Source organism: Marisediminitalea oceani, from assembly GCF_003731635.1.
GTDB lineage: Bacteria > Pseudomonadota > Gammaproteobacteria > Enterobacterales > Alteromonadaceae > Alteromonas > Alteromonas oceani.
Map to the genome: position 1 here is coordinate 10,885 of NZ_RCUA01000002.1, position 25,397 is coordinate 36,281.

General features: G+C 52.2%; 17 protein-coding genes. 5 read left to right on the top strand and 12 right to left on the bottom strand.

Going from position 1 to position 25,397, the window contains the following annotated elements; all coding sequences use genetic code 11:
* Positions 1-3,411: an ATP-binding protein gene (locus D9T21_RS00260; protein WP_123323198.1), complete on the bottom strand. Its 3,411-nt coding sequence runs from the start codon at positions 3,409-3,411 to the stop codon at positions 1-3.
* Between the two features lie 321 nt (positions 3,412-3,732).
* Between D9T21_RS00260 and D9T21_RS00265 the strand changes: the two genes are divergently transcribed.
* Entirely contained in the window at positions 3,733-4,707 is a 975-nt protein-coding gene (locus D9T21_RS00265) for a diguanylate cyclase domain-containing protein (protein ID WP_123323199.1), read from the top strand.
* 12 nt (positions 4,708-4,719) lie between these two features.
* Here the strand turns inward: D9T21_RS00265 and D9T21_RS00270 are convergent, their stop codons facing one another.
* From D9T21_RS00270 to moaB, 7 genes are read right to left on the bottom strand one after another with little or no spacing between them, the layout of a single operon-like run.
* The gene (locus tag D9T21_RS00270) at positions 4,720-5,745 is read right to left on the bottom strand and encodes an ATP-binding cassette domain-containing protein (RefSeq protein WP_123323200.1); all 1,026 of its coding nucleotides are present in this window, start codon (positions 5,743-5,745) and stop codon (positions 4,720-4,722) included.
* Positions 5,730-6,404 carry a molybdate ABC transporter permease subunit gene (gene modB, locus D9T21_RS00275; RefSeq protein ID WP_240621960.1) on the bottom strand — a complete coding sequence of 225 codons (675 nt, stop codon included), beginning with the start codon at positions 6,402-6,404 and terminating at the stop codon, positions 5,730-5,732. Before modB ends, D9T21_RS00270 begins: the two co-directional genes overlap by 16 nt.
* A gap of 2 nt (positions 6,405-6,406) precedes the next feature.
* On the bottom strand, positions 6,407-7,168 hold the full coding sequence (gene modA, locus D9T21_RS00280) for a molybdate ABC transporter substrate-binding protein (protein WP_123323201.1): 762 nt from the start codon (positions 7,166-7,168) through the stop codon (positions 6,407-6,409).
* Positions 7,169-7,174: 6 nt separating this feature from the next.
* A complete protein-coding gene (locus tag D9T21_RS00285) occupies positions 7,175-7,648 on the bottom strand; it encodes a molybdenum cofactor biosynthesis protein MoaE (RefSeq protein WP_123323202.1) in 474 nt (157 codons plus the stop codon).
* Between the two features lies 1 nt (position 7,649).
* Positions 7,650-7,892: a molybdopterin converting factor subunit 1 gene (moaD, locus tag D9T21_RS00290; RefSeq protein ID WP_241155588.1), complete on the bottom strand. Its 243-nt coding sequence runs from the start codon at positions 7,890-7,892 to the stop codon at positions 7,650-7,652.
* The gene (gene moaC, locus D9T21_RS00295) at positions 7,882-8,361 is read right to left on the bottom strand and encodes a cyclic pyranopterin monophosphate synthase MoaC (RefSeq protein ID WP_123323204.1); all 480 of its coding nucleotides are present in this window, start codon (positions 8,359-8,361) and stop codon (positions 7,882-7,884) included. Before moaC ends, moaD begins: the two co-directional genes overlap by 11 nt.
* A gap of 2 nt (positions 8,362-8,363) precedes the next feature.
* Complete coding sequence (gene moaB / locus D9T21_RS00300) at positions 8,364-8,873, bottom strand: molybdenum cofactor biosynthesis protein B (protein ID WP_123323205.1); 510 nt, start codon at positions 8,871-8,873, stop codon at positions 8,364-8,366.
* A gap of 82 nt (positions 8,874-8,955) precedes the next feature.
* Between moaB and moeB the strand changes: the two genes are divergently transcribed.
* Complete coding sequence (moeB, locus tag D9T21_RS00305; RefSeq protein ID WP_123323206.1) at positions 8,956-9,723, top strand: molybdopterin-synthase adenylyltransferase MoeB; 768 nt, start codon at positions 8,956-8,958, stop codon at positions 9,721-9,723.
* 9 nt (positions 9,724-9,732) lie between these two features.
* Positions 9,733-10,869, top strand: coding sequence for a M14 family metallopeptidase (locus D9T21_RS00310; protein ID WP_123323207.1), 1,137 nt, complete (start codon positions 9,733-9,735; stop codon positions 10,867-10,869).
* A 435-nt stretch (positions 10,870-11,304) separates the two neighbouring features.
* On the opposite strand, the gene D9T21_RS00315 is transcribed toward D9T21_RS00310, so the two are convergent.
* Positions 11,305-13,653: a zinc-dependent metalloprotease gene (locus D9T21_RS00315; RefSeq protein ID WP_241155591.1), complete on the bottom strand. Its 2,349-nt coding sequence runs from the start codon at positions 13,651-13,653 to the stop codon at positions 11,305-11,307.
* Between the two features lie 301 nt (positions 13,654-13,954).
* On the opposite strand from D9T21_RS00315, the gene D9T21_RS00320 reads away from it, so the two are divergent.
* Both D9T21_RS00320 and D9T21_RS00325 read left to right on the top strand, forming a co-directional pair.
* Positions 13,955-15,415, top strand: coding sequence for a glutamate-cysteine ligase family protein (locus tag D9T21_RS00320; RefSeq protein ID WP_123323208.1), 1,461 nt, complete (start codon positions 13,955-13,957; stop codon positions 15,413-15,415).
* Positions 15,416-15,417: 2 nt separating this feature from the next.
* Positions 15,418-16,506, top strand: coding sequence for a M14 family metallopeptidase (locus tag D9T21_RS00325; RefSeq protein ID WP_123323209.1), 1,089 nt, complete (start codon positions 15,418-15,420; stop codon positions 16,504-16,506).
* Here D9T21_RS00325 and recD read toward each other — a convergent pair.
* From recD to recC, 3 genes are read right to left on the bottom strand one after another with little or no spacing between them, the layout of a single operon-like run.
* Positions 16,496-18,361 (bottom strand): exodeoxyribonuclease V subunit alpha, encoded by a 1,866-nt coding sequence (gene recD, locus D9T21_RS00330; RefSeq protein WP_123323210.1) that lies wholly within the window; start codon positions 18,359-18,361, stop codon positions 16,496-16,498. The two genes, D9T21_RS00325 and recD, sit on opposite strands and share 11 nt — an antisense overlap.
* Complete coding sequence (gene recB / locus D9T21_RS00335) at positions 18,361-21,933, bottom strand: exodeoxyribonuclease V subunit beta (protein ID WP_123323211.1); 3,573 nt, start codon at positions 21,931-21,933, stop codon at positions 18,361-18,363. Before recB ends, recD begins: the two co-directional genes overlap by 1 nt.
* Positions 21,930-25,217 carry an exodeoxyribonuclease V subunit gamma gene (gene recC, locus D9T21_RS00340; RefSeq protein ID WP_164464522.1) on the bottom strand — a complete coding sequence of 1,096 codons (3,288 nt, stop codon included), beginning with the start codon at positions 25,215-25,217 and terminating at the stop codon, positions 21,930-21,932. The genes recB and recC overlap by 4 nt, the downstream gene beginning before the upstream one ends.
* Positions 25,218-25,397 lie beyond the last annotated feature (180 nt).

Genomic DNA, 25,397 nt, shown 5'->3' on the forward strand with positions numbered 1-25,397 from the left:
CTAGCTTTCTTCAATGAATTGTTCAAATTGCGCTATCAGTGCTGGCAACTGCCTGACAATACGCTCATAAACCGATTGCATTTCTGCTTTTTTAGCGGTTTTCGCCTGATATTCCAGCTCAGTCAGCATTTCTTTAAGCGCGTTAGCGCCTACATCAGCAGCGTTGCCTTTAAACGCATGGGCCGTGAAGCGCACTTTTTCCCTGTCTTCAGCGGCAATTGCCTGCGCGAGTGTTTGTCGTTTTTCATGACTTTCATTAATAAACAGTGACAACAGTTTTTTGAGCAGCGCCTTGTTGTTGTCCAGACGCACCAGCGCTTCCTCACATTGCCAGATAGCTTGCGTTGGTTCTTCATGGGTTTGATTCGGTACTCTATCCACCTTAGCTAAGCTCAGGCTGTCAGTAACTTTTTCGATGAACTCACCGGCATCAATGGGTTTGGTCAGGTAATTATTCATGCCAGCGTCATAGCATTTTTCGCTCTCGCCTTTCAGGGCGTTAGCCGTCATCGCAATAATCTGAATATCTCGGTGTACTTCGCCAGCTTGTCCGCCCCGAATCGCTCGGGTGGCATCGTAACCATTGAGCACCGGCATATTACAATCCATTAAAACCAGATTGATATCCGGGTTATTGCTTAATTGTTCAATTGCATCCGCACCGTTAACGGCGCTGAACACCGTTGGCCCGTAAGGTTCGAGAATAAACTCAGCCACCTGACGGTTAATCTCGTTGTCATCGACAATTAAAATATGCTGCGCACTAATATCCACCGCAGCCATGGAATAGTCAGTACGCACGTCTGAACTGCGCCGGCTGTCGGAAGTTTGAACCAATAACGACGTCTGTTTCGCTCTGCTATCAATTACATTAGAAAGGAAAACAGACCGATACAGTGGCTGCACCATTACAGTTGCCTGCGGTAAACTGTGATCGGCATCCGATGCACTTTTAGCGATTACGAACAGTGATGGAAGGGATTGTTGTTCTGCCACCCATTGCTGCCAGTAATGGGTAAAAGCACCATAATAACTGCTGTTTTGTTCAACAAACAGATAAGTACAAGACTGAACTTCGTTCAGGGATAGCATACGGTGGTACACCATCGGCTCTGCACCGTTACACACTAATAAATGTTGCAACACACCTTCCAGTGGTTCACTCTCTATCAATAATCCTGCGTTACAGTCGGCCAGCCGCGGCTCTTCTTCTTCCCTGACCTGCCACAGATCCAGCGGCACTTTTATGGTAAATGTCGACCCCGCCTGCTCTTCCGATTCGACTGAAATGGAACCGTTGAGCAACGACAGGATTTCCCGGCAGATCGACAATCCCAGGCCGGTGCCACCATAACTGGCAGCAATAGTCTCATCGGCCTGACTGAAGGCCGTGAACAGCTTGCCCTGTTGTGCAGGTGGTATCCCTTTACCTGTATCAGTTATTTCAATTATCAGGCTGGCATTATTATGCTCAACCACACTTCGTGAAGTCAGCAACACGTAGCCTTCACTGGTGAATTTAATCGCATTATTGAGTACGTTATTAACAACCTGAGTAAGCCGGTGCGGATCGCTGTGTACCAATGTAAAATTTAACTCACTGGTATCAATGTAAAAACCTAGCCCTTTCTGGCTCGCGACTACCGACATGGTACTGGTGATACCCTCAATCAGTGCTTCCGGGTTAAAATTTTGAAAATCCAGCTCCAGTTTTCCGGCCTCAATCTTAGACAGATCCAGAATGTCGTTGATCAGGTGCTTAAGATTATCCACGCTGCCTTCGGCCATAGTCAGCAGTTGTGACTGCTTGGCAGTGAGAGCCTCGCCACGAAGGAGTGTTGTGGCACCAACTATCCCGTTAAGTGGCGTACGCATTTCATGACTGATGGTAGAAATAAAGTTTGTTTTAAGCTGGCTCAGTTCCAACGCCTCGTCCCGGGCTTTTTTAAGCTCTTCCGTACGCTGCTCCACCTGCTCCTCTAACTGACGGTTGGTCTCAGCCACATTTATCAGGCTTTCTTTTTCTACCGTAATGTCACGGATAACAATCGCATAAGCAGCCTCTGCCTGCGAATTATCAATTTTATTCACTTTGCAGTGATACCACTTGCTGATACCCCCGTTGCCCTGACGATGCCATTCCGCACCGTTCACCCCGGTTCCCAGGTGTAACTCTAGCGATTCTGCCACCTCTTCACCACCTAAGTGCCGTAGCAAGTCGGTAAATTTCTGTTCTCTGACCTGTTGCTCCTCGAGTAAAAACATGCGCTCAAAAGACTGGTTAAATGTATTAATGCGCCAGTTGTTACTAACCGTAATAACGGCGTCCTCAGCCACATCCACGGCCGCCTTCGCCTCCTCGGCAGCCACGAGCAATTTGCTTAAACGCTGGTTATTGCTGCCCAGGTACTGCAGGGCAAACACGGCGAACACCAGCACGGCACCGAGCCCGGCCATTGACTCCAGTCGTCGGCTAGTCAACTGGCTAAGGTAGTAATCATCGTTTACCAGCAAATAAACATGCAGCAGACCTGTTTCACCCGCTGCAACGAAAATGTCCTTACTGGCTCCCAAAGCAGAGGCCCCTGCTCCCGGGCTGGCAAAGCGCTTTAAGCCACCTATTTCTGCTGGGTTAACCCTATACTCACTACTAAATGTGCGATCTGGCGCAAGGTCCCGAGTGAATGCCAGTTCAGCCTGAGGGTGTTTGACAAAGTATTGCTCATAATCAGTTAGCACGACATCCAAATGCTCTCCAATCAGCAGATCCAGTTCATCAAGTAATTCAGACACATCGATATTGGCAATCAGCACACCAAAAAACTCACCGTCAGAGAAAATAGGCAGCGCCAGGCGTAAAGTGGGTTGATGAGGGAAGGCGATTCGACCATATTCCCGGTTTAAATCGATATTCGATACAAAGAGTTGATCTTTACCAAGCATCTTAGTAGTGGTGAAGTAATAGCGGTCACCCTTATTCTGCAGATTGCTTTCAGTAGCGGCCGAGACTCTGCCGTTTTTTCGCTCTACCCGAATGGTTTCGTTGCCTTGCTGGTCAAGCAGCCGTAACTGATAATAGCTCCGGTTATTTTCCATAAACCCGCGAAAGATTTTGGTTAGCTGGTTCTGCCATTGCGCAGTGGTAGCGTTATCCAGCGGATCCAGGCCGTTATTGCTTTCTGCGCGGGTTAAGCCGCTTATTGGCGGGGTGGAGTATAGGAAAAATAAGTCATCCCGATAGGAGGCGTACTCGTTTTTAATCAACGCTTCCACCTCACGCAGGTTTATTTGCACGTCTTCCACCACAGACTGGTTATAGGAAGCGGTAATATAATGATCGGCAATCATTGCAACGACAAAAATGATAAATGCCGCAGCAAATGAATATGCCCTGACTGATATTTTCTTCAAACACTGAACCCTTTATGAAGCTACCTGGCAACTGCTCGCATAGCTTTTACAACGCCTATTTTTAAGGTTAGTGGAAATTTTCGCTTTTACGACAGTAGAGACAAAATAATCAGCCGGGTGACCAGACGTTTGGCAAGTACTGGCTTTGATCACCTTCAATTGTAAAATTTATGTAATCATGTACACTTAATTTAGCTCACACGGAGTCAGAGTCCAGAGCGCACCGGATAGTCAACCGACACAGGATGTCATTAGGGGTGAGGTAACGCTAAGCAGCAGGCTTGCCAACAGAACAACAGCAAAGCAGCATAGAAAGACCCAATGACACAAACAACCGCTTACACCACGCTAGAAGCATCGGTTTATGCCAGTAAAGGTCTAGCAGATTGCAAAGTGCTGGTGGTTGATGACGAGCAATCCAGTTGCCTGTTAATCACCACTATTTTAAGTGATATCGTGCAGTGCGAGTTTCTTCACGATCCGGCACGGGTGATTGATTATTGTGAAAAACAACCGCCGGACCTCATTGTTCTCGACATCAATATGCCTGGCATTAATGGCATAGAACTTTGCCAACAGTTAAAGCAAAACCGCAATACATCCGCTTGCCCGGTAGTATTTATAACCGGTGACGGCAATGCTGAAACCCAGAATAAGTGCTGGCAGGCCGGAGCATCAGATTACGTCAGAAAGCCGGTTGTTGCCTCGACTCTGGTCCACCGTGTAAAAAACTTATTGCAAAGTAAATTGCGCCTCGACTTGTTAACCGAACTGACTTTCAAAGATCAGTTAACCGCCCTGTATAACCGCTACTATCTGTTTACCGAAATCCCGACACAGCTCAAACGGCTGTCCCGGGAGAGTAAATCTCTGGGCGTTATCATGATTGATATCGACTACTTTAAGGGCTTCAACGACCGTTACGGTCACGTAGCTGGAGATAAGTGTCTTTTTGACGTGGCGCAAACCCTTAAAGATCAATTGCCCGGCCCCCACGACAGTATTGTACGTTTTGGTGGCGAGGAATTTAGCGTATTCCTGCCTGACACCACACAGGAAGAATGCCGGAATATCGGCCAGCGTATGGTAGACGCCATTGCTAATTTATCAATCGATAATGAAGCCAGTCCGCTGGGAAAAGTCACTATCAGCGCCGGCTATGTGATATCGCCGCCGACTAATACGCCTGACCTGGAACAACTGCTGAGTGAGGCCGACTTGTACCTTTACGAAGCTAAACTGGCCGGTAAAGCCAGGCTTACAGGCAGTACAGAGAAGCAAAATCAGGCATGTTAATGTCATGCTGGCTCAGGCCAGCGTTAGCTGGCCACTGAAATACGCCCAGACCAACTGCCCTTCCTGCAGCGCATTAATCCGCCTGTCATAGTTATCCAGCAGCACCGCTAACTCTTGCCCCTCGCACACAATTTTTACCGCGACTTGCGTAGCCGAATAAGGTACTACCGATTGCACGGTTCCCTGCAGGCAATTAGTGTGTAGCGCAGTACTATTTTCAGTGGCGAGCGTTACTTCACTGGCTGGAAGCAACAGCCGTACAGACTGTCCCACCGGAATAGCTGATTCATCCACCACTTTAACCGATGTCTCGCCCACAGATATCCGGCTAATCCCTTTATTTCGCTCTGCTATTTCACCGTGTAGCACGCTGATTAAAGGCAACGAAGCATTGGCTTGTTGGCCCCTGGCAGGGTTAAGCATTTCACTGAGTGGTCCACAGGCCACACAATGGCCACTTTCTATGATGCTCAGATGATCACAACTCACGATGATGTCGTTGATATCATGGCTCACCATGATTACTTTGACGTCCGGACTCAGATAAGCTTTGAGTTTATGTAAAATACCAAAGCGCAGGGCACGATCCATGGCGCTGAAACTCTCATCGAGCAGCAACAGCGCTGGATTTGCCAGTAACGCCCTGGCCAGTTTTACCCGTTGTAGTTCGCCGCCTGACAGCTCATTAGTTTGCCGGGACATTAGTGCAGTACATTCACACAGCGCCACTATGGTCTTAACATTGTCCAGTTGCTGATTATGGCGAGCAACCAGCTCAAGATTGCCTGCCACGCTGAGAGCCGGAAACAGCGGCGTTTGCGCACTCACCAGTACCGCATGATCAAGCTTACTGAGATCTTTATCGTGCCAGCGGCCGGTGACATTGGCCGCAGCGTTAAATCCAGCCAGCGCCTGTAAAAAGGTAGATTTACCGGCGCCGGATTGGCCGACTATGCCAAGCCAATTTGGCTCAGCAGCAGTCGATAGCGCTATATCCACCGTAAACTGGCCGGCCTGAGCCGTTACATGACATTCCATTTAAGCCTCCGCCGCCCCTGCAGCCAGTAAAGGCCAATCAGCAAAAATAGCGAGAATACCAGTAACACGGCAGCCAGCTGGTGAGCACTGCCATAATTGAGTGACTCCACCTGGTCGAACAGCGCAATAGACACTACCCTTGTTTCTCCGGGTATGTTGCCACCAATCATCAGTACTACGCCAAATTCGCCTACCGTGTGGGCAAAACTCAATCCGGCAGCAATCAGTAGGCTTGGCCTCACAGCCGGTAAAACAACCCGTTGCAAACGCACGTGCCAGGGTAAATTGAGCATCTTTGCAGTGTGTAAATAGTGCGGGTGTAACTGCGCGAAGCCTGCATACAGTGGCTGCACCGCAAAAGGAAACGAATAAATTACCGAGCCGAATACCAGAGCTTCAAAAGTGAATGCCAGGCGCTCACCGGTAATGGATAACCACAGTTCGCCGATCAGGCTGTCGGGCGCAAACGCCAGTAGCAAATAAAAACCCAGTACAGTGGGTGGTAATACCAGCGGTAATGCCACACAGGCCTGCACTACTGCCTTAAAGCGGCTGTTCCAGCGACTTAACCACCAGCTCACCGGTATAGCAACCAGCATCAGCAGTAACGTTGATAGCCCTGCCAGTTTGAGGGTAAGCCAGATTGCTGAAAATTCCACGCTTAACGACTTCCTTCAGCTGGGCCTGACGCGAGCGGCGCATACCCTGCTTTGGCCAGTTGCGACTGAACTTTGGGGCTACGCAGGAATGCGGCGAGCTTTTCAGCAGCTACAGCGGATTCACCCTGACCGGTAACCGCCAGTTGCTGAATAATCGGCGCGTAGCTATCCGGCAGAGTCTGGCAAGTCAGTTGATAGGTAACACATTGAGAAGCAGCAATAAACGCCACATCCACATTGCCGGTTTGCCAGAATTGCAGTGTCTGTTGAATGTTAGTCCCGCGAATCAGCCCCGGTACAAGTTTTTCCCATAACCCGGCCTGCCCCAGCAACTGTTTAGCTGCTCGTCCGTAAGGAGCTATGTCTGGCTCGGCGATGGCAACTCTGGTACCCGCCGCCGTTAACTGTGGATCGCTGAGGCCATCAATGTTGCCCACCAGCGCCAGATGGCCAACCGCGTAGGTCTGCACCGCAGACGGCGTTACCCTGCCTGAGGCGACCAGCGCCTGAGGCCGTTTACTGTCGGCGGATAAAAATAAATCATAGGGCGCGCCATGTTGGATCTGCGCAAATAAAGCGCCGCTCGAGCCAACACTTACCCGCACGTTAATACCGCTAGCCGCCTCAAATTCCGGCAGTAGCTTTTGCAGTGGTGCCGCAAAATTTGCCGCTACGGCGACATTGATGGATGGCGCAGCATGAGCCACCTGAGTTGCGCACACAGCCACAACGATTGCCCACAAACACTGCATAATTCGGTTCATGGCCGGTTATTTATCCTTATCATCAGTCAGCCAGCGCATTGCCGCCTCACTGTCTGTGCCTTTGGCGGCTACCCAGGTTGACGTATCTCCCGCCCATTCTTTTTTCCAGATAGGTACCGATTGTTTGAGCATGTCCATAATGTACGACGCCCCGCTAAAAGCATCCTGGCGATGCGCTGCACAGGTGCCGACCCAGACAATTTGCGCCTGATTAGGTAACCGGCCCACCCGGTGCAAGATGCCGGCGTTGGTAAGTTTAAATCGCGCGGTTGCCTGCTCGAGTAATTGCTGCAGGGCTGACTCGGTCATGCCCGGATAGTATTCCAGTTCAATGCCGTCGATGGCCCCCTCGGCATTGTAATCCCTCACCCGGCCGGTAAAGGTAACCACGGCACCAGACTGACTGGCCTGGTTATGTTCGCAAAGCTCATCGTAGAGCGCTTGTTGGCAAAAATCGGCTTCACTGACCCGTGCAAACATTCTACCCTCCGGTAACCGGTGGAAAGAACGCCACTTCATCCTGCTCAGACACCACCATGGTGCCATCACAAAGTGTCTGATTGCAGGCGCAGAGCACGTTAGCCGACAACGCTTCCCGCCACTGCGGGCCTTTAGCCATTAACGCCTGACGCACACCTTCGATGGTGGCATCATCCGGTACCGCCATTTCCAGCGACTCGGTGCCGGTAACTTCCCGGATCTGGGCAAATAACTTAACCTTCATCACGACTCCACTGACCACTCTTACCGCCCTGCTTGTGTAGCACCCGGACATTGGTCATTATCATAGCCGGATCCACCGCCTTGCACATATCAAACAGGGTCAATAGCGCCACATTAACGCCGGTCAGCGCTTCCATTTCTACGCCGGTCTGACCATTAAGCTTGCAGCGGCAACGGGTAATAATGCGGTTATTCTGCTCATCAAGCGTGAATTCAATATCCACCTTACTCAGCGCCAGAGGATGACATAAGGGGATCAGGCTGGCACATTGTTTTGCCCCCTGAATACCCGCGATTCTGGCCACAGCCAGCACATCGCCCTTGGCGGCACTGTTATTTTTAACCTGCGCCAGCGCCTCGGCACTTAAGTGTAACTCGCCTTCGGCAATAGCTTCACGGGTAGTTACCGCTTTACCGCTGACATCCACCATATTGGCTTCGCCCTGTTGGTTCACATGAGACAATTGCATAACTAATGATTGCCCTTTAAATGACCAACAAAGTTACATGGCTTAAAACTGGCATCCAGTTGTGAACGGATAATCCCTTGCCAGGCCGTTTTACAGGCGCCGGTAGAGCCAGGCAGACAGAAAATAACGGTACGATTAGCAAAACCAGCCAACGCCCGCGACTGAATGGTAGAGGTACCAATTTCCTGAAAACTCAGATAGCGGAACAATTCGCCAAAGCCGTCTACGGTTTTATCAAATAAAACGCTAAGCGCCTCGGGCGTTGAATCTCTGCCGGTAAAACCGGTACCGCCGGTCACCAGAATGGCTTCCACTGCGGGGTCAGCAATCCACGCCGATACGATGGCCCGCTGCTGGTAAATATCATCAATCACCAATTGGCGGTCGGCCACGGAGTGACCGGCTTCAGTGACGGCGTCAACCAGGTACTGACCTGAGGTGTCGGTATCCAGGGTACGGGTATCTGATACGGTTAAAATGGCAATAGCCAGTGATTCGGAAGCGGTAGTCATGATGGTCCTTAAAAATCTGCTGCGACAGGACTGTCGAATTGGTACATTATGCGTTGAAATATAACAGGATAAAAGTCTAACCATGGCAGATACGCTCAGCTATCCCCAGGCGGTCACATATAATCGCCATATAGTGCTGCCCCAGATTGACCTGGAAGGCCAGGAAGCATTACTCAATGCCCGGGTGCTGATCATCGGGATCGGCGGGCTTGGTTGTCCGGCTGCCCAGCTGTTATGCAGCAGTGGCACAGGCCAGCTTACCTTAGTCGACGATGATAAGGTAGAAGCCTCTAACCTGCCCCGGCAGCTGCTGTTTAGCCGCGCTCAGGTCGGCCAGTTTAAAGTGCACGCCGCCCGCGACAGATTACACGAACTCAACCCCGACTGCCGTATCAGGACCGTTAACACAAGGCTTGACGATGAGGCACTGAGACAGGCCGTTAGCGAGCACGATCTGGTGCTGGACTGCACCGACAATCCAGCCAGTCGCCAGCAAATTAATGCCATCTGTTACGCACAACAGCGGCCACTGGTTAGCGGTGCGGCCATTCGTTTTGAAGGTCAATTGCTGATGGTTGACCCGCTTAATCACAGCCCCTGTTATCAGTGCATTACCCGCCTGTTCAGTGAACAAGAGCTGTCCTGCGTAGAAGCCGGTATCTTTGCCCCGGTGGTCGCCACCATTGGTACTCAACAGGCGCACATTGCCTTACTCTGGCTAATGGGCAAACAAGTATTGCCCGCCGGCCGGTTACTCACTTACGATGGTCTGTCGCTTAGCTGGCAACAATTTACGGTGCCGGCCGATCCGCAGTGCACGGTTTGCCAATCCATAAAAACAAACAAATAAAGAATCGTTATGCTCAATCAGGTAAATAAACAACATATCCGGGTCGCCCAGAATGCCTCAGGCCGCAGCATGAATGTGCCGGTGTATCATATTAAAGGCCAGCGACCAGGGCCCAAAGTGTATATCCAAAGCTCTATTCACGGCGCCGAAGTTCAGGGTAACGTAGTGATCTACCACCTTATTCAGTGGCTGCAGACGATGCCTATTTGCGGCGAAATTGTGCTGGTGCCAAACTGTAATCCGGTGGGTACCAACATCAAGGCCGGAGAATATACCCTTGGCCGGTTTGACCCGGTAAACGGTACCAACTGGAACCGCGGATATTATTACGACCCGGAACAGATAGCAGCCTTTGTAAATACGGTTACCGCTGAAGAATCGGTGAGCTCAATCAAACAGCGCTTTCGAGACCATTTACGCACTGCCATCGCCAATAAGCTTGCCAGCCCCTGGGGACTGGGCCTGGCTCAGCAACTTAACCTGCGCTTGCAACAGTTGGCGCTGGATGCCGATTTTGTACTGGATTTACATAACGGACCAGTATCAACCCGCCACATTTATATTCCGGAGTATGCCCGCGAAAGTGCCAGGGCGTTTAACTTTCCCCATTGTATATTTATCCCCAATGTTTTTGCCGGTGCTCTGGATGAAGCTACTTTTTGCCCGTGGTGGACGCTTACCGATAGCCTTAATCAGCGGGATAACCGCGACATTGATTTTGGCATCGAGGCGTTTACGCTGGAAATGGGCAGTCAGGAAGTGATTGATTTTGCCGAAGGGGAAATCGATGCCCGCAGCATTATCAGTTATCTGACCGTGAAGGGCTTATTACCGGAAAGTCAGGTTAGTCCGGCTGTCATGGACCGTATAGGCGTAGCGCTTAAAGACTATAAAACCCTGTTCACCAGTTGGGGAGGCATGGTGGAATATTGTGCTCGGCCCGGTCAGCACGTTAAACAGGGCGAGCTACTGGCGCGCGTTCTGAACATCGACGAACTGGACAATGACAAAGGCAGCCACGACATTCTCGCACCCTGCGATCTGATCCCTATGCTGCATTTTCCTTCAGCCTCGGTACTCAGTGGTACCCAGCTGTACAAATGCTTCACCGAGTATTATTACCTCACGCGACAGCAGGACACATAATAACTTACCGGTGAAGGTGGTTTGCGCTTCCCACAAAAAAATGGGCGCTCTGTTTAAATCGAAGAGAGAACAACACTTGTGCCCTTCTTCAGTGTTGTCTTCGTCACTGGCATACACGACAAACTAGAAGAATCATCATGGATGAGGATTCAGTCGATGCGGCACAGGGATGTGCCGTCATTGACGGTCTAGTTTGTTCTGCCAGAGACGATGACGCTTTTCACTGATAAGGGCTGCGGGGAGTCCAGAGGGTGTCGCACAACACCCTCTGGTCGCTGTCGGCGACTCCGACAAAAACTATAAACATCTTCCTTGGCCAACTCCCGGCAACCATTGCAATGCAATACCAAAATTGCTGACGCCTACTCAAGTAGGCGGCATAAGATTAAAAAAGAGGGCTAAAAAGCCCTCTTTCGATTTAAAGAAATCGCCGGATTAAATTGGCGAGCCCGGTGGCAATGGCTTCACTTTAAAGTCCATCTGCCAGTCGCCTGTTTCAAGGTAATGATCCAGATAATGCTCCAGTGCCCGGTAACCCGGCACTTCATCTTCATCTTCCAGCCATTCCGTCAGCGTCATCAGTTCGGCGGTGATCGCCAGCTTCACTTCAGGTGACGTGGCATCGTTTTGCAGTGAGCTCATCACGCTCTGGAGTGCCACCATTTGCAGGCGGGCCACCAGATTATCACTGGGCTCAGGCTGACGATAAAAGTGCACAGAGAAAATCTTGCGGATCAAATCATCAACACCAGGAATGCTGGTCTGGCGGCTGTGCTGATAGGCCAGGCGATTTAATCGCTCAGGGTGTAACAGCAGTTCCAGGCTGAATGCTGCTGCACTTTCGGCGGCAGAAATCGGATCGAACACCCGGCCCAACCGGCCATTAAACTGCTCACGGGTTTCTGCCTCTGCAAAGGTCGGCGGCGTTATCAGGGATAACAAACGCTGAGGCATCTTAAGCACCTCGGCGCTCGATGCATCAATTAAACGCATCATCGCTTCAACCTGGGTTTCTGATGGCACCAGCTTAACCCCCATGGGTTTATCCAGGTCGCCCTTATTCTCATAGAAATAGTGCACACCACCCACCTGCTTGGCCACCGCTTCGAGCTGATAACGGTGTAACAGATATACCGGCACCAAAGCATTTTCCAGTGACGACAGGCTGCTGCCTGAGGCGATGGTGTTCAGGCCCATATTACCCAGTGCAATATCACGCACTTTTAGCAAGTGATCGTATTCGGCCAGCGGGTTCGCCCCGTTGTCCCACATATGTCCATCGGATGAGCCATGACGAGACGCTCTGGCATCGGCGTCTGACTTGTATTTCAGTCCGGCCTCCCGAGCGTCCACCACCATAGCCTGCAGCGCTTCAGCACTGTCTGTAGCCTCGGCAAAGTCCTGGTAACCGTAGGCAATAACATAGTTATCCCACTCTCCCATCCCGGTATCATAGGCATTAGCTAAAGAGAGCTGATTGCCTTTAATCTCGATTTTCGGATGCGGATAATCCATCACCGATTCGCGGCCATTTTCGCTGGCGGCAAAGTTATGCGCGATACCCAGCGTGTGGCCAACCTCGTGAGCAGACAACTGACGAATGCGTGCCAGCGCCATTTCTTTTTGCTCTTTGGTTGCCTCACTGTCACCGGTAAACGGACTGGTTAACCCGAGTGCTATCAGGTAATCCTGACGGACCCTCAGTGAGCCAAGGGTAACGTGCCCTTTAATGATTTCACCGGTGCGCGGATCCACCACAGACGAGCCATAAGACCAGCCTCGGGTGGCTCTGTGGACCCAGTTGATCACGTTGTACCGCACATCCATGGGGTCGGCGCCTTCGGGTAATACTTTTACCTGAAACGCATTTTTATAGCCTGCTGCGGCAAACGCCTGATCCCACCAGCTCGCACCGTCCCGTAAAGCACTCATCACGGGCTCAGGGATCCCAGGGTCGAGGTAGTAAACAATCGGCTCAACGGCTTCACTCACCGGAGCGGAAGGGTCTTTTTTGGCCAGCCGGTGACGGCGAATATAAGCCTGCTCCAGAGGTTCGGTAATCGGCGCAGAATAATCCTGCCAGCTGTGTTTCCAGTAACCGGAAAACGGGTGGAATTCACGTGGCTCATAGCCATCGTCGGGTAAGGCAATAAATGAATGGTGCATGTGTACACTGACACTGTCGGAATCCGGTGTGACCTGACGTAAATATGCGCCGGTACCTTTGCCACCAAAAGTAACCAGTGCTTCCAGTTCCGTATTTAAAGGAAACGCTTTGGTTCTCGGCAGGTATACGCCACTGCGTTGCGGATCAGCTTTAAAACTGCCTTGTTGACGGCCTTTCAAACGTTCAGCGACGCCGTGAATATCGCTCAGTAACTGACTGGTATAGTCGATTAACACGCTGTCATCATCACTGGCCGCAATGGTGAAGCCGGCAATGACCGAATCGGCAAACGCCTCATCAATACTGGCCCGTTCAGCCGGGTTATCGGCACTCGCCCGGTACTCGGTGTTGAGTTGCTTGAGCAGCAGCTTATTGCCGTAGCGCTCAAACTGCACCAAACGCGTGGCGCCCAGTTGGCCGCGATCCAGGCCAATATCATTGGAGCCTACACCATGGGGCAGACTGGACTGAAATAACAATGGCTCATCCAGCGCTTCAATTTGCAGATAAACCTTATCGTCTTCACTACTGTAATAAACGGGGATAAACCCCGTTTGCTTTTGCATATCTTTGGTAAAGGATGCGATGGTCTCCGCCCATACAGGCGAAACAGCCATCAGCGCCAGGCTGGCTAGCAGAACATAAACGCGCAACGGGATTCCCTCCGGTTTTTTTAATTTATTGTTGGTACTCACTTTACGCTACCCAAACCGGGCGCATAAATCCAGTCACGACTGACCAAACCGCCATTACCGCCGACCAATAACGCATGGCGATCGTTGATTTATCGCAAACAATAATATGCCGCTCAGCCAGTTGTGATCTGGCTTGATCTGTATCAAGGAGCATTTTGCCGCCTGTCGTTACTCTGCTTAGCGATAGGCTACACTTAGTATTGTTAACTGACACAGAGAAAGCATGGGTCTTAATTTTCAACAACATGATTTTACAGACGCTCAACGTGCACTGTTTGACCAACGGGTGCAGGCACAACTGTGCGAGGTCAGACATGAGCTCAATCGCGACTGCTACAACCGCGACGAAGTCAGTCTCGGTGCCGAGTTAGAATTTTACCTGGTTAATCGCCAGTTCAACCCGGCGCCTATTAATGAAGCCATTCTCGAAAGAGCCCGTATCGATGGTCTTCAGGAAGAATTAAACCAATACAATCTGGAATTCAATCTTGAACCGGTTAACGCCGCCGGTACGCCCTTCTCGCAGCTTCAGCAGCAGTTAGACAAAGCCAGTCGGGTGGTCGACCAAACTGCCAGCCTTTTCGATGGCCACGCGATGGCCATTGGCATATTGCCCACTCTGGCAGGTAGTCATTTAACCGAAGACTACCTGACCAACCGGCCCCGTTATAAAGCGCTCACCCAGGAACTCAGCGAGCAGCGTGGCGCGCCATTCGACATAGACATTCATGGCCAGGATGTGGTGCGCACGACCTGTGATGATGTCACGCTGGAAGGCGCTAACACCTCTTTTCAATTACATCACCGCATCGCGCACAGCCGGTTTACCGATTGTTATAACACCGCGCAGCTTATCTCACCGTTGGTGCTGGCTCTGGCTGGAAACTCGCCGTTCTTTATGGGCAAACGGCTGTGGCAGGAAACGCGTATTGCGCTGTTCAAACAGGCAATCGATTATCGCGACACCAATGCCACCCAATGGCGTCAGCCAGCCCGCGTAAGTTATGGTCACGGCTGGTTACGCAACGGCATAACCGACTGCCTGACCGAGAGCGTCGCCCTGTACCCGGCAGTTTTACCGGTCACTGCAGAGCGGTTAAACGGCGCCAGCAAACCTTTTGCCGAACTCAACTTACATCACGGTACAGTATGGAGCTGGAACCGCGCGGTGTTCGAACCAGGTGAAAACGGTCATGTACGCATTGAATACCGCAGTCTGCCAGCCGGCCCTACCAATCAGGATATGCTCGCCAATGCTGCCTTACAGATTGGCCTGGTTGAAGCGCTGTCGGATCATATTGAAGAGTATCTGCAGCGCCTGCCTTTCCGCTATACCGAATATAACTTTTACCGCTGTGCTCAGTCCGGTCTGAATGCACAAGTCCTGTGGCCGCAAAAACACCAGCATCAGTTAAAGGAATACAAGGTCACGGCAATTCTGTCTGATCTAATCGGTAAGGCAGACGATGGACTGGCAAAAATCGGCGTTAGTCGCGCAGAGCGGGATCATTACCTGGGTATTATCGAGCATCGCCTGGCAGCACGGCAAACCGGCGCCATGTGGCAGTTAAACACCTATAAAACCTTAATGAGCCAATATCCTGAATCAAAAGTACTGGGCGAACTGTGTCGCCGGTACTATCAACTGAGCCACAGTGGTGAACCTGTGGCCTACTGGGAGTAGCAATGGGAACCGCCAGACTAGCCACACCTGCTCTGCCCGGCTTTAAAATACTGCATGCGCCGGCTCCACAGCAAATCCCTGATTCCAGCGTGAGTTTTCTCCAGATGCTGGGCGGACCGGCGATTATCTTTATGCCCGGCAGAACCCGCCGAAAACGCGCCATCACAACCTTGTTACACGGTAACGAACCGTCTGGGTTTCAGGCTTTACATCGCCTGTTAAAAGAAGGCTTTAAGCCCTATGCCGACACTACCTTTATGGTGGTATCGGTCGATGCCGCGCTGCATGAACCCCTCTACACCTACCGGGCTTTGCCGGATCACCGGGACATTAACCGTTGTTTCAAACCGCCTTATACCGATGCACCGGGTATGCTGGCCAAGCAGGTACTGGATTACCTGGTGGATTTAGCGCCTGAAGCCATTGTTGATGTACATAATACCTCCGGCAGCGGCCCGGCTTTCAGCGTCTCCACCCGGTTAGGCACCCAGTATACAGCGCTGGCGTCGCACTTTACCCGCTGGTTTATTCATACCGATATTGAGCTGGGCTCGCTGATGGAAGTGCCTTTTTGCTGTCCTATCGTTACCATCGAATCCGGTGGTGCCATGGATGAGCTGGCCACCTTAAATGCTTATAACGGCTTACGCTCCTATCTGACAGCTGAGGATGTCTTTGCCCCGCGTCAGGATATTGAGTTACTGGAACAGCCCAAACGTCTGGAGATTCATCGCCACGCCACGCTGGCTTATGCAGAACGGCCCGTATTTGGCGCCAATGTCACCATCCGCCAGGATATCGAACAACGTAACTTTGGCATTACCCGCCCCGGTGAGGTATTAGGCTGGCTGGATCATGCCCGGCTGGAACATTTCAGGCTGGCCGGCCAGCAACCCCAGGAGTTCCTGAGCGACTATTTCTGCGCGGATAACAACGAGCTCACGGTCACCCGGCCGTTGAAGTTTTTTATGGTGACCACACGCAGTGACATCGCCAAATCGGACTGTTTACTGTATTTCGTGGATATTAATAACCAACTTACCACTTCTAAACGACAGCAGCACCTCAGTGAGGTGCCACTCAGCGATTAGCGCCAATAGCTTCGGCGAGTAATTGCGGTAAGCCTGTTTTGCGCTGCTGACGGCGGGCTACGACGTCCTGCAAAATCGCCTGGCTAGTGACCAGCACTGCTCCGGTTTTAGCCCGGGTCAGGCCGGTATACACCAGTTCACGACTGTACAGGCTTGCGGCCTGGCGTGAAGGCGCTTCCGGCACCAATAACAACAATCGGTCAAATTCGGAACCCTGGGATTTATGAATAGTCATCACATACACGGTTTCGTGCTGAGGCAGGCGCATAATAGGTATCGCCCGAAATGAACCGTCCTGGCCGGCAAACCAGGCTTTAAGTACGCCGCGCTCATCTGGCCAGATTAAACCAATGTCACCATTGTACAGGCGCTGGCCGTGATGGTTCTCGGTGATCATGACTGGCCGGCCTTTATAAAAGCCACGGCTATCGCCCGGCGACAGTAAACGTTCTATGCGCTGATTAAGCGCCAGTGCTCCCCAGTCTCCCTGCCTGAATGGCGTTAACCAGCGCCCGGCTTGTAAATGGTTCATGGCTTCAGGCAGTGAACCAGCCTGGCTGATTGCGCTAAACCAGTTTATCGCCAGTTGCTCGAAGTGGTTATCCAGCGCGCTAAAACTGCTGGTAGCCACACCATCAACACTATGCATCTGGCCGGCCTCAAGCACACTTAACTCATTCCAGATGCCATCAATCTGGCCGTTATTCATAGCACTGGCCACTTCTGCCAACTGACCGCTGAAGCGCTGGGCCCGGCGCAGGGCAAAGTGCATGGCCACCGGCCGGTTGTCGGTGCTCACAGATAATGGCGGTAAATGCGGACACAGGCGGGCAAACTGCCCGGCAGATGCTTGATCAACACTATCCGTTAATTCAGCGCCCAGCGCGGCAATAATATCGCCCAGCACATTCCCTGCCTCGACCGATGGTAATTGTTTTGGATCGCCCACCAGGATCACCCGGGTATGTGGTGCCAACGCCCGGAACAGACGGGTCATTAAGGCAAGGTCAATCATTGAACTTTCATCCACAATGATCACATCCGCCGGCACCGGGTTGTGCTGGTTAAAGCGGCTTTGAATTCCCCAGCGTGGCATGCCGAGCAAGCGGTGCAAGGTCATAGCGGGCTGTTGCATGGCACTGCTGTACGCGGCCAGCGTTGGATGACCGGAAAATTGCGCCAGTGCCGCATCCACCGATTCGGTGAGCCGCTGGGCGGCTTTGCCGGTCGGCGCTGTGAGCACCACGTTTAATTTGCCTTGCCAGGCAACCTGCAGCGCCATCAGTAAGCGGGCCACGGTATAAGTTTTACCGGTACCGGGGCCCCCTGATAACATTGCAAAGGAGCGGTTAATGCAAAGTGCAGTAGCGACCTGTTGCCAGTCCTGCTGCTCGCTTTGCTGCACCGGGAACAAGCTTGGCCAGGCTTGTAATAACGCCTCCGTCTGCTCCTCTGTTAACGGAGCGGGATTGCTGCGCTCAGCAATACTGGCAACCAGTTGCTGCTCGAATTGCCAGTAACGGGCGGTGTACAGACGCCCGTTATACCAATGCAACCGACCAGCCATGCCTGGGTGTTTAACCATTGATTCGGCACGGAAAAGCAACTCATCCTGCTGAGCAAATATAAATCCGCTGTCGGGTTCATCGCTATGGGCAAAAGAGTGTTCACCGGCCAGTTCGCTCACGATAAGGCAACTGTTGCCCATCCGCTGGGCCCGACTCAGCGCCAGCAATAAACAAAAGTCGGTCTCATTGCTGCTTTCCACCAGCCCGGTAAGCTCCCGGGCAAAGAAATAATCAATCGCTTCAATATCCGCCAGGCGCGCGGCACATAGGGAATAGCTGGCAAACATCACAGTGCCTCCTGCATAACTTTACCGGTTAGCGCCCGTTCCATCTCAGCAATCAAATCTGCCGATAGAGGATGGAAAAACACGCCGCTTCCAGGCGGAAAATCGCCAGACATGCCGCGCAGGTAAAAATAGGCTACACCACCAAAGTGGATATCCGGATCATAATCTTCGATGCGCTGCGCTAAAAAGCGGTGCAAGGCTACACTGTAAATCAGATATTGCAGGTCATAGTAATGCTGCTGGTTATTCTGATTCAGTTTATGTGGCTGATAGTCTTCGGGGCTGTCGCCGAGCATGGTGGATTTATAGTCGGCCACAAAATAGCGGCCGTCGACGCAAAAAATCAAGTCGATAAAACCATGCATCATGCCCTCCAGCCTGACGCCATCGAGTACGGCAGGTAAGGCAACACCACCCTGTGATTGGCGGTGTTGCTGCAAAATCCGCCCCACGGCGCGGCGATCAGCCTGGTGCAGAGGGAAATAAAACTCCGCCTCACGCAGTGTATCGGCCATGGCCAAATCGGCCAGTTTCACCGGTCCCGCTCCGGCTAATTCCAAGGGAGTGGTAAGCACTTCATCGAGCCAGCTAAACAGAGCGTCATGGTCTGCTTCATCAATGCCATAACGGCGGGCAACCGCCGCCCCGGTTTCCGCCCAGTCCGGCGCGCTGAAGTCTGTCACCTCCAGAATGTCGTGTAACAAGTTACCACTTTGGGCGCCTGCTTTAAGCTGAAAACGAAGCTCTTCACTTTTTGCGGTCACCGGCAACGTATTGTTGTCTGTCGCTACGGCTTCTGCCTCACGATGGCGAAAGGTGGTGTGCACCGCCTGCCGGGTGATTGCCGAGAACGAGTACAATCGCCAGTTATCCTCAAGCGCTCGTTCAAAGGTTGCGCACCTGAGCTTAACCGAATCAATTTGCGTCGCCGGCAAGCTCTCTTCCGCCACTTCACTTATCAATGCAGTATGACCGTTGCCTTCCTGTATCAGCGCTTCTATAGCACAACGCCAGCCATCAAAATCCGCGCGGCGCATAATTTGTCCTAACGCCGACTGGTCACTGAGTTTATCTTCCCCTACGCCCAGATAACAGCGGTGGGAAGCCCGGGTGATAGCTACGTACAATAACCGCATGGATTCGGCTTCGCCCTCACGGCGCACCCGTGCCAACACATCCGGGGCCGCGCCAAGGGCCATTTGCTGGCTGGCGCTGTGCGGATCGTAATAGCGCAACACCTCTGACTGACTGTTACCAAACTTCACCGGATCACGGTACTCACTGGCAAAAGGCACAAACACAATGGGGTATTCAAGGCCCTTTGAGCCGTGCTGGGTAACAATCTGAATTAGCCTTGCATCACTTTCGAGGCGTTGAATGTGTTCCTGTGCCTGCTCTGGCTGACGCACCTGACGGTGTAACCAGTTGAGTAGATGGCCGGGCTGATTATAAGTTCTGGCGGTCTCCTCGAGCACCTCGGCCAGATGCTGATAATTGGTCAGGCTACGCTCGGCCTCCTGTTGGTGCGGAAGATAACTGTTTTGCAACATCGCCAGCAGCAACGCCATAACACCGCGCCGGGCCCAGATCTCACGCCACTGGGCAATCTGTAGTAATAGTGCATCCCAGTCGCTGGCGTATTCGTCAGTGAGCAGCGTCTGGATCTGCTGGCGGTTAAGGCCCAGCAACGGGCTGGCGATAATGCCGTTGACCAGGCGCAAATCATGGGCATGCCAGATAGCATTCAACACCATTAGCGTATCGGCAGCTTCGGCACTGGCAAACAAGCTGTTACGGTTAGACAGATACACTGAGGGTAAGCCCACCGTCTTTAAAGCGTTCTGAACTATTGTGGCTTCTTTGCCAGTTTGTACCAGAATCGCGATGTCAGCAGGCTGTACATTACGCTCCCCGAGCTGGGCCTGAGCCAGCAAACGCATGATTTCCCGGGTGAGTAACTCAGCGAGGCGCTGGCGGGTAGCCCCTTTACTGTTACTGGCATCTTCGTCGGGCTCGTCGGCAATAAATGTCAGCGCACTTCGGTCTGTTGCAGCATCCTTAAGCGGCGTCTTAGCAGCTTTAGCGCCGCTGCTGGCATTAACCGGCTCATAAGTGATACCAAAATTAAACAGGTCACGGCGCGACTGACTCATGGCTGCGCCCCAGAACAACCGGTTGTAGGCATCCACCATGGGCTTTACCGACCGCCAGTTGGTATCCATTATCCAGCGATACTCCGCCTGCTCTGCGGCCTGTAAATAGGTAAAGATATCACCGCCACGAAAACCATATATGGCCTGTTTGGGGTCGCCTATCATTAACAGGGTGGTAGACACCTGAGACTCGCCATCCTGCCCGGGATAAACGTTGGCCAGAATGTGATACTGATCGGCATCGGTATCCTGAAATTCATCCACCAGCGCCACCGGATAGCGCTGGCGCAGTTGCACACACAACGGCGAATCCGGGGCGTCTATTTGTGCGGCCAGCAAGCGAATGAGATCGTTAAAATCCACTGTACTTAAACGCTGCTTTTGTTTGCTGACATAATCCCGCACAAACGCCACTGCCTCACAAACCACCGCATATACCGGCGCTTTATCCAGCAGCGCCTGACGCGATTTAGCCAGTTTATCAACGGCTTTGGTCAACTCTGTACGCAAGGTTTTAGCCGGTTCAACCAGGGCTTTCGCCTCGGCAATGCCCTCGCGCTTGGCGCGATAGCGATTGCCATTGATAAACTTACCTAACTCTTCGGGGATATCCGTTAACGGGCCGTTTTGCAGCCAGTCGAGTATCACCTGCCATTCTCTGGCGCGCTCTTCATCGTTATTAATGACGGCGGTTAAAAACAACGATTCGTTATCCACCAATGCGGTATACAACGCTCTTGCCTGGGGCTGGTATTGCTCGGCCAGATTGTTTAGCGCCGCATCGAACTGTTCATTGATTTGTTGCTCTGAGGCTATGTACGGCGGGTTAGCAAACTCCATTAATGGCAGAAAATCACTCAACAGCTGTTCGGGAGTATGCCAGCCATGACTGGCCAGCTGTGCAAAGGCTTCCTCATCGCGACTAACTTTACGGATAAAGTCTTCACAGCCCTGCAAATACATCGCCCGGGTATCGGTTGCCAGCGCCAGTTCCAGCGGCGCTGCCGAGGTAAACGCCATATCGGATAACACGTTGTTGCAGAAGCTATGGATAGTAAACACGGCCGCATCATCCAGCTCCAACAGGGCCGCCTGCAGTAGGGCTAACGCCTCCTCAGCAGCAACTCGCTGATAAAGCTCGTCGAGTACCGGGTCTGAGTCGAAAGGCTTATCAAGGGTGCGCGCCTGCCAGTATGCCAGGGCGTCCCGCAGCGTGGCAGCAATACGACCGCGAATTTCCTCGGTGGCCGCTTTGGTGAAGGTCATTACCAGTATTTGTTGCACGGTGAGGCGTTGCTCAAGCAGGCAACGTAAGTGAATCCGCGTAATATTAAAGGTTTTACCGGTACCGGCGGAGGCCTCAATCAGGTGACGTCCGCGCAGGGGCAGATTAATGACATCCAGATGTTGTGCGGTCATTTTCTTCCCCTTTTGAAGTTGCTCAGAAAAGCGCAGTAAAGATCGGCCAGTTGCTCAAGAGGCAGTTGCGAAGCGGGCGGAATGTAGTTGTAAAACCAGTTAAAGTATCCGTTACTGCCCAGCTTGCTGTAGGGGTTATTGCTGTCGGTGATATCATCCCAGCGTTTAGCAATTTCTTTACTCTCATGCCAGTCATCACTGTCGGTGTTCATGCCGGCATACTTATAAAACGCTTCGGCCACCGCCAGATAAAGTAAGCTTGGCCCTGCTTCTATTTGTTTAATCGTCTCAATAAACCTGTGCAACTGCGCTGTGGCCTCATCGGCCGTTAGGGGTTGATAGGTTTCTGATTTCAGTGCCAGTGGCTGTTTTTTCCAGTCGATATAATGCAGGGTCAGCGGTAGCGATATGCCCTGACTATTGGCAATCAGCATGGTCAGCCAGGCCGTTAAGCTGCGCCTTAGCTGGTGCTGCCCGACATGATAAGCCACCAGGGTCTCGTCCTGCTGATAACAGGTAGCATACAACTGCCAGTCACTTAAACTCACCCGACACGCTAACAGGTGATCATCTCCACCGGGCACTGCCTGATTAAGCAGCGTTGCGGCCTCCTGCCAGCTGGCCAGTTCAGCGCGGGTAATGGGGGTATCAGGCAGTTCACCGCTTAACAAAAACTCTGCAGTGAGCTGGTCGGCACTGGTATTTGCCGGGTTATTAACCAGTTCATCCACATACTGATAACGGCTAAGCTTATTGGTTTCAAAAGGCTCACTGTCTTCTAACAGGCGGTTATCGAGTTCCAGTCTGAGGCCCAGTTGCCGGGCCAGCCAGGCCAGTGGATCATCAAAGCAGCGTGCTATGTCGGTAGCGCTGAGTTGGCGGGTCTGATGGCTGGTTGCCGACACCTCAATAACACTTTCGGTTTCCTCATTCTGCAGCCCGGCAATGGACTGTGCCAGCCGGTACCAGCCCTGACTGTATGCCGGCCAAGGGCTATTAAACACCGCCGGACTAAACGGGTGCAATGGCAGTTGTCTCACCGCCTCTGGTTGCCAGCCGTAAGCCTGGCCGAGGAAGTCCATTAACTCCTGTAGCACCAGACTGGGCTGGCGCTCAGCATTATTTAACGCACTGCGCCCCTGAAAACTCAGATAAAGGGCCTGACGGGCCGATATTAATGCTTCCAAAAACAAATAGCGGTCTTCCTGACGGCGGGACCGATCGCCGAGGCGCCCCGGGTGACGAGCCATCATATTGATGCTACCCGGCGGGTTACTGCGCGGGAAATCCCCGTCGTTGAGGCCCAGAATGCCAATCACGCTAAAGGGAATGCTCCGCATAGGCAGCATAGAGCAAAAGGTGACCTGCCCGGTCATAAAATGGTTACCGGCATCCGGTGTGGCAAAGCGCTTGGTCAGCACATCGCGCACTTCGGCCAGGCTTAGCTCCCCGGTAAAACCGGCTTGCTGGCACTGTAAGGCTAAATCAGCAATGGTTTTACCAATGCTCTCCCAGCTGTCGATATCGTCATTACCCGGAATAAAACAGTCTTCCCGCAAGGTATTTAAATACAGCTGCCAGTCATCGGCAGTTCGCGGGCGGGCAAGCTCCCGATTATGAACTTGCAGTTGCTCTACAATCAGCATCAGTCTGCCCAGCTCAACACTCTCCTGCCCTTCTACGTCTGGCACCGTTACGCAGTTATCCAGCAATAGCGTGGCATCTTCGCTAATCATTCCCAGCAGTAAACGTTGCAAGCCCCAGTGCCAGCTGTACATGTCACTGTCGACGGCAGATTCCGTTACCTGTGCTTTATGACGGCCATCCAGTCCCCAGTGGATATTCGCCCGCTCCAGCCAGTACTCGATCACCGTGAGACTTTCTTCACTGAGGCTGAATTTTCGTTGTAACGGCGGCAGACTCAGGTATTCAAGAATTTGCGTAACACTGAAACGGCTGTCGGGTAAGGATAATAGCGACAAAAATGCCGCCACCAGCGGATCGGCATCCAGTGGCGAACGGTCAGCAATGGTACAGGGCAGTCGCGGCGAGGCATCATCGTCACTGTTTAACGTACCGACTCTGGCAAACACCGCTTCAATAGCCGGGGCGTATTCTTCAATAGCCGGGCACATGACCAGAATATCCCGCGGTTGCAGCGCCGGATCCTCAGATAACCGGTGCAGTAAATAATCGTGCAGAGACTGCACCTCTCGCAGCGTACTGTGAGCAGAATTGATCAGGATGCTGTCATCACCGGCTGTCCAGCGAAAGTCGGTGCTGCCGTTGCTCGCTTCAAGAATGTCATGTTGTACCTGACTCAACATCGACGTCTGCGCTGACTGTTCTTCCGGCGCCGGCAAATCGAAGGCGCTGATCTCATAGCTTTGCAGCTCGGTAAGCTGATTAAACAGGTCCCGGCCTTGTCGTCCCAGGTTTGCCAACAACGGGTTTTCCTGCGCCTGTTCGAGCCAGGCCGTAATCCCCTGTTCACGAAGCATTCGGGCCTGCTCACCACGGCTAGCGAGATTGCCCCAGTAATTCACACAGGGGTTTAAATGAAACAGGTGTACATCCACCCATTGCGCCAGCGCATCCAAAAACGCCACGAACTGCGGCGCCATGGTATTAATGGCAAACAAAATAATCCGTTTCGGTAAGGCTTTAATCACCGCCTCGGATGGCTGTTGCAGGGCGTTGACCATTTGCTCGTGCAGACGCGCCGGATGCGCAGGCGTATCACTCACCAGCAGTCGCCAGATATGCGCCTGCCAGACTTCATCAGCATCTTCTACCACGACCTGCTGATGTTGCTCCCAGGCCAGCAGCCAGTCAGGCCGGTATAACAGGTATTGCTCGAGTAAATCGGCCAGCGCCACGGCTAATTGCAGGGTTTGTAAATGGCCGCTGCCATTGGCCTGACTTTTATCCAGAAACCGTAACACTCGCGACATCGCCGGGTGAGTCAGTTGTTCAGGCTGGGTTAGCAAGTCGTAAATCCGCCAGCGCAAAGTTTCCCGGCGAAACGGTGATTCCCTTGGAACCGCCTCGGGCCCGAGTACCGCTCTGGCGGTATCCCACATAAAGCGGACCGGTAGCGGGTAGTCAATATTCATGGCGATACCACGACTGGCAGCCAGTTCCATACTTAGCCAGTGTTGCATACCGGGGCTTTCTACCAGGATCACGTCCGGACTCAGACCTGCTGCGGGTTGACGGTCGAGTAAAGTGGCCAGCAAAAAGCTTAAATGTTCGAGTTTATTTGACGGATAAAGAGTGAGCAAAGCGTCGGTGTTCCTGTTACCGAATGAACGCCTAGTATGCACCTTAAGGATGAATTTAGAAATATGCGGGAAAATTAACTGGCCAAAATATGCGCAGTGAGCTATATTAACGCGCAACAGAATTTGGACATAAAAAAACCCATACAGACCTCAGGACACGAAAAATCTGTATGGGGAAGG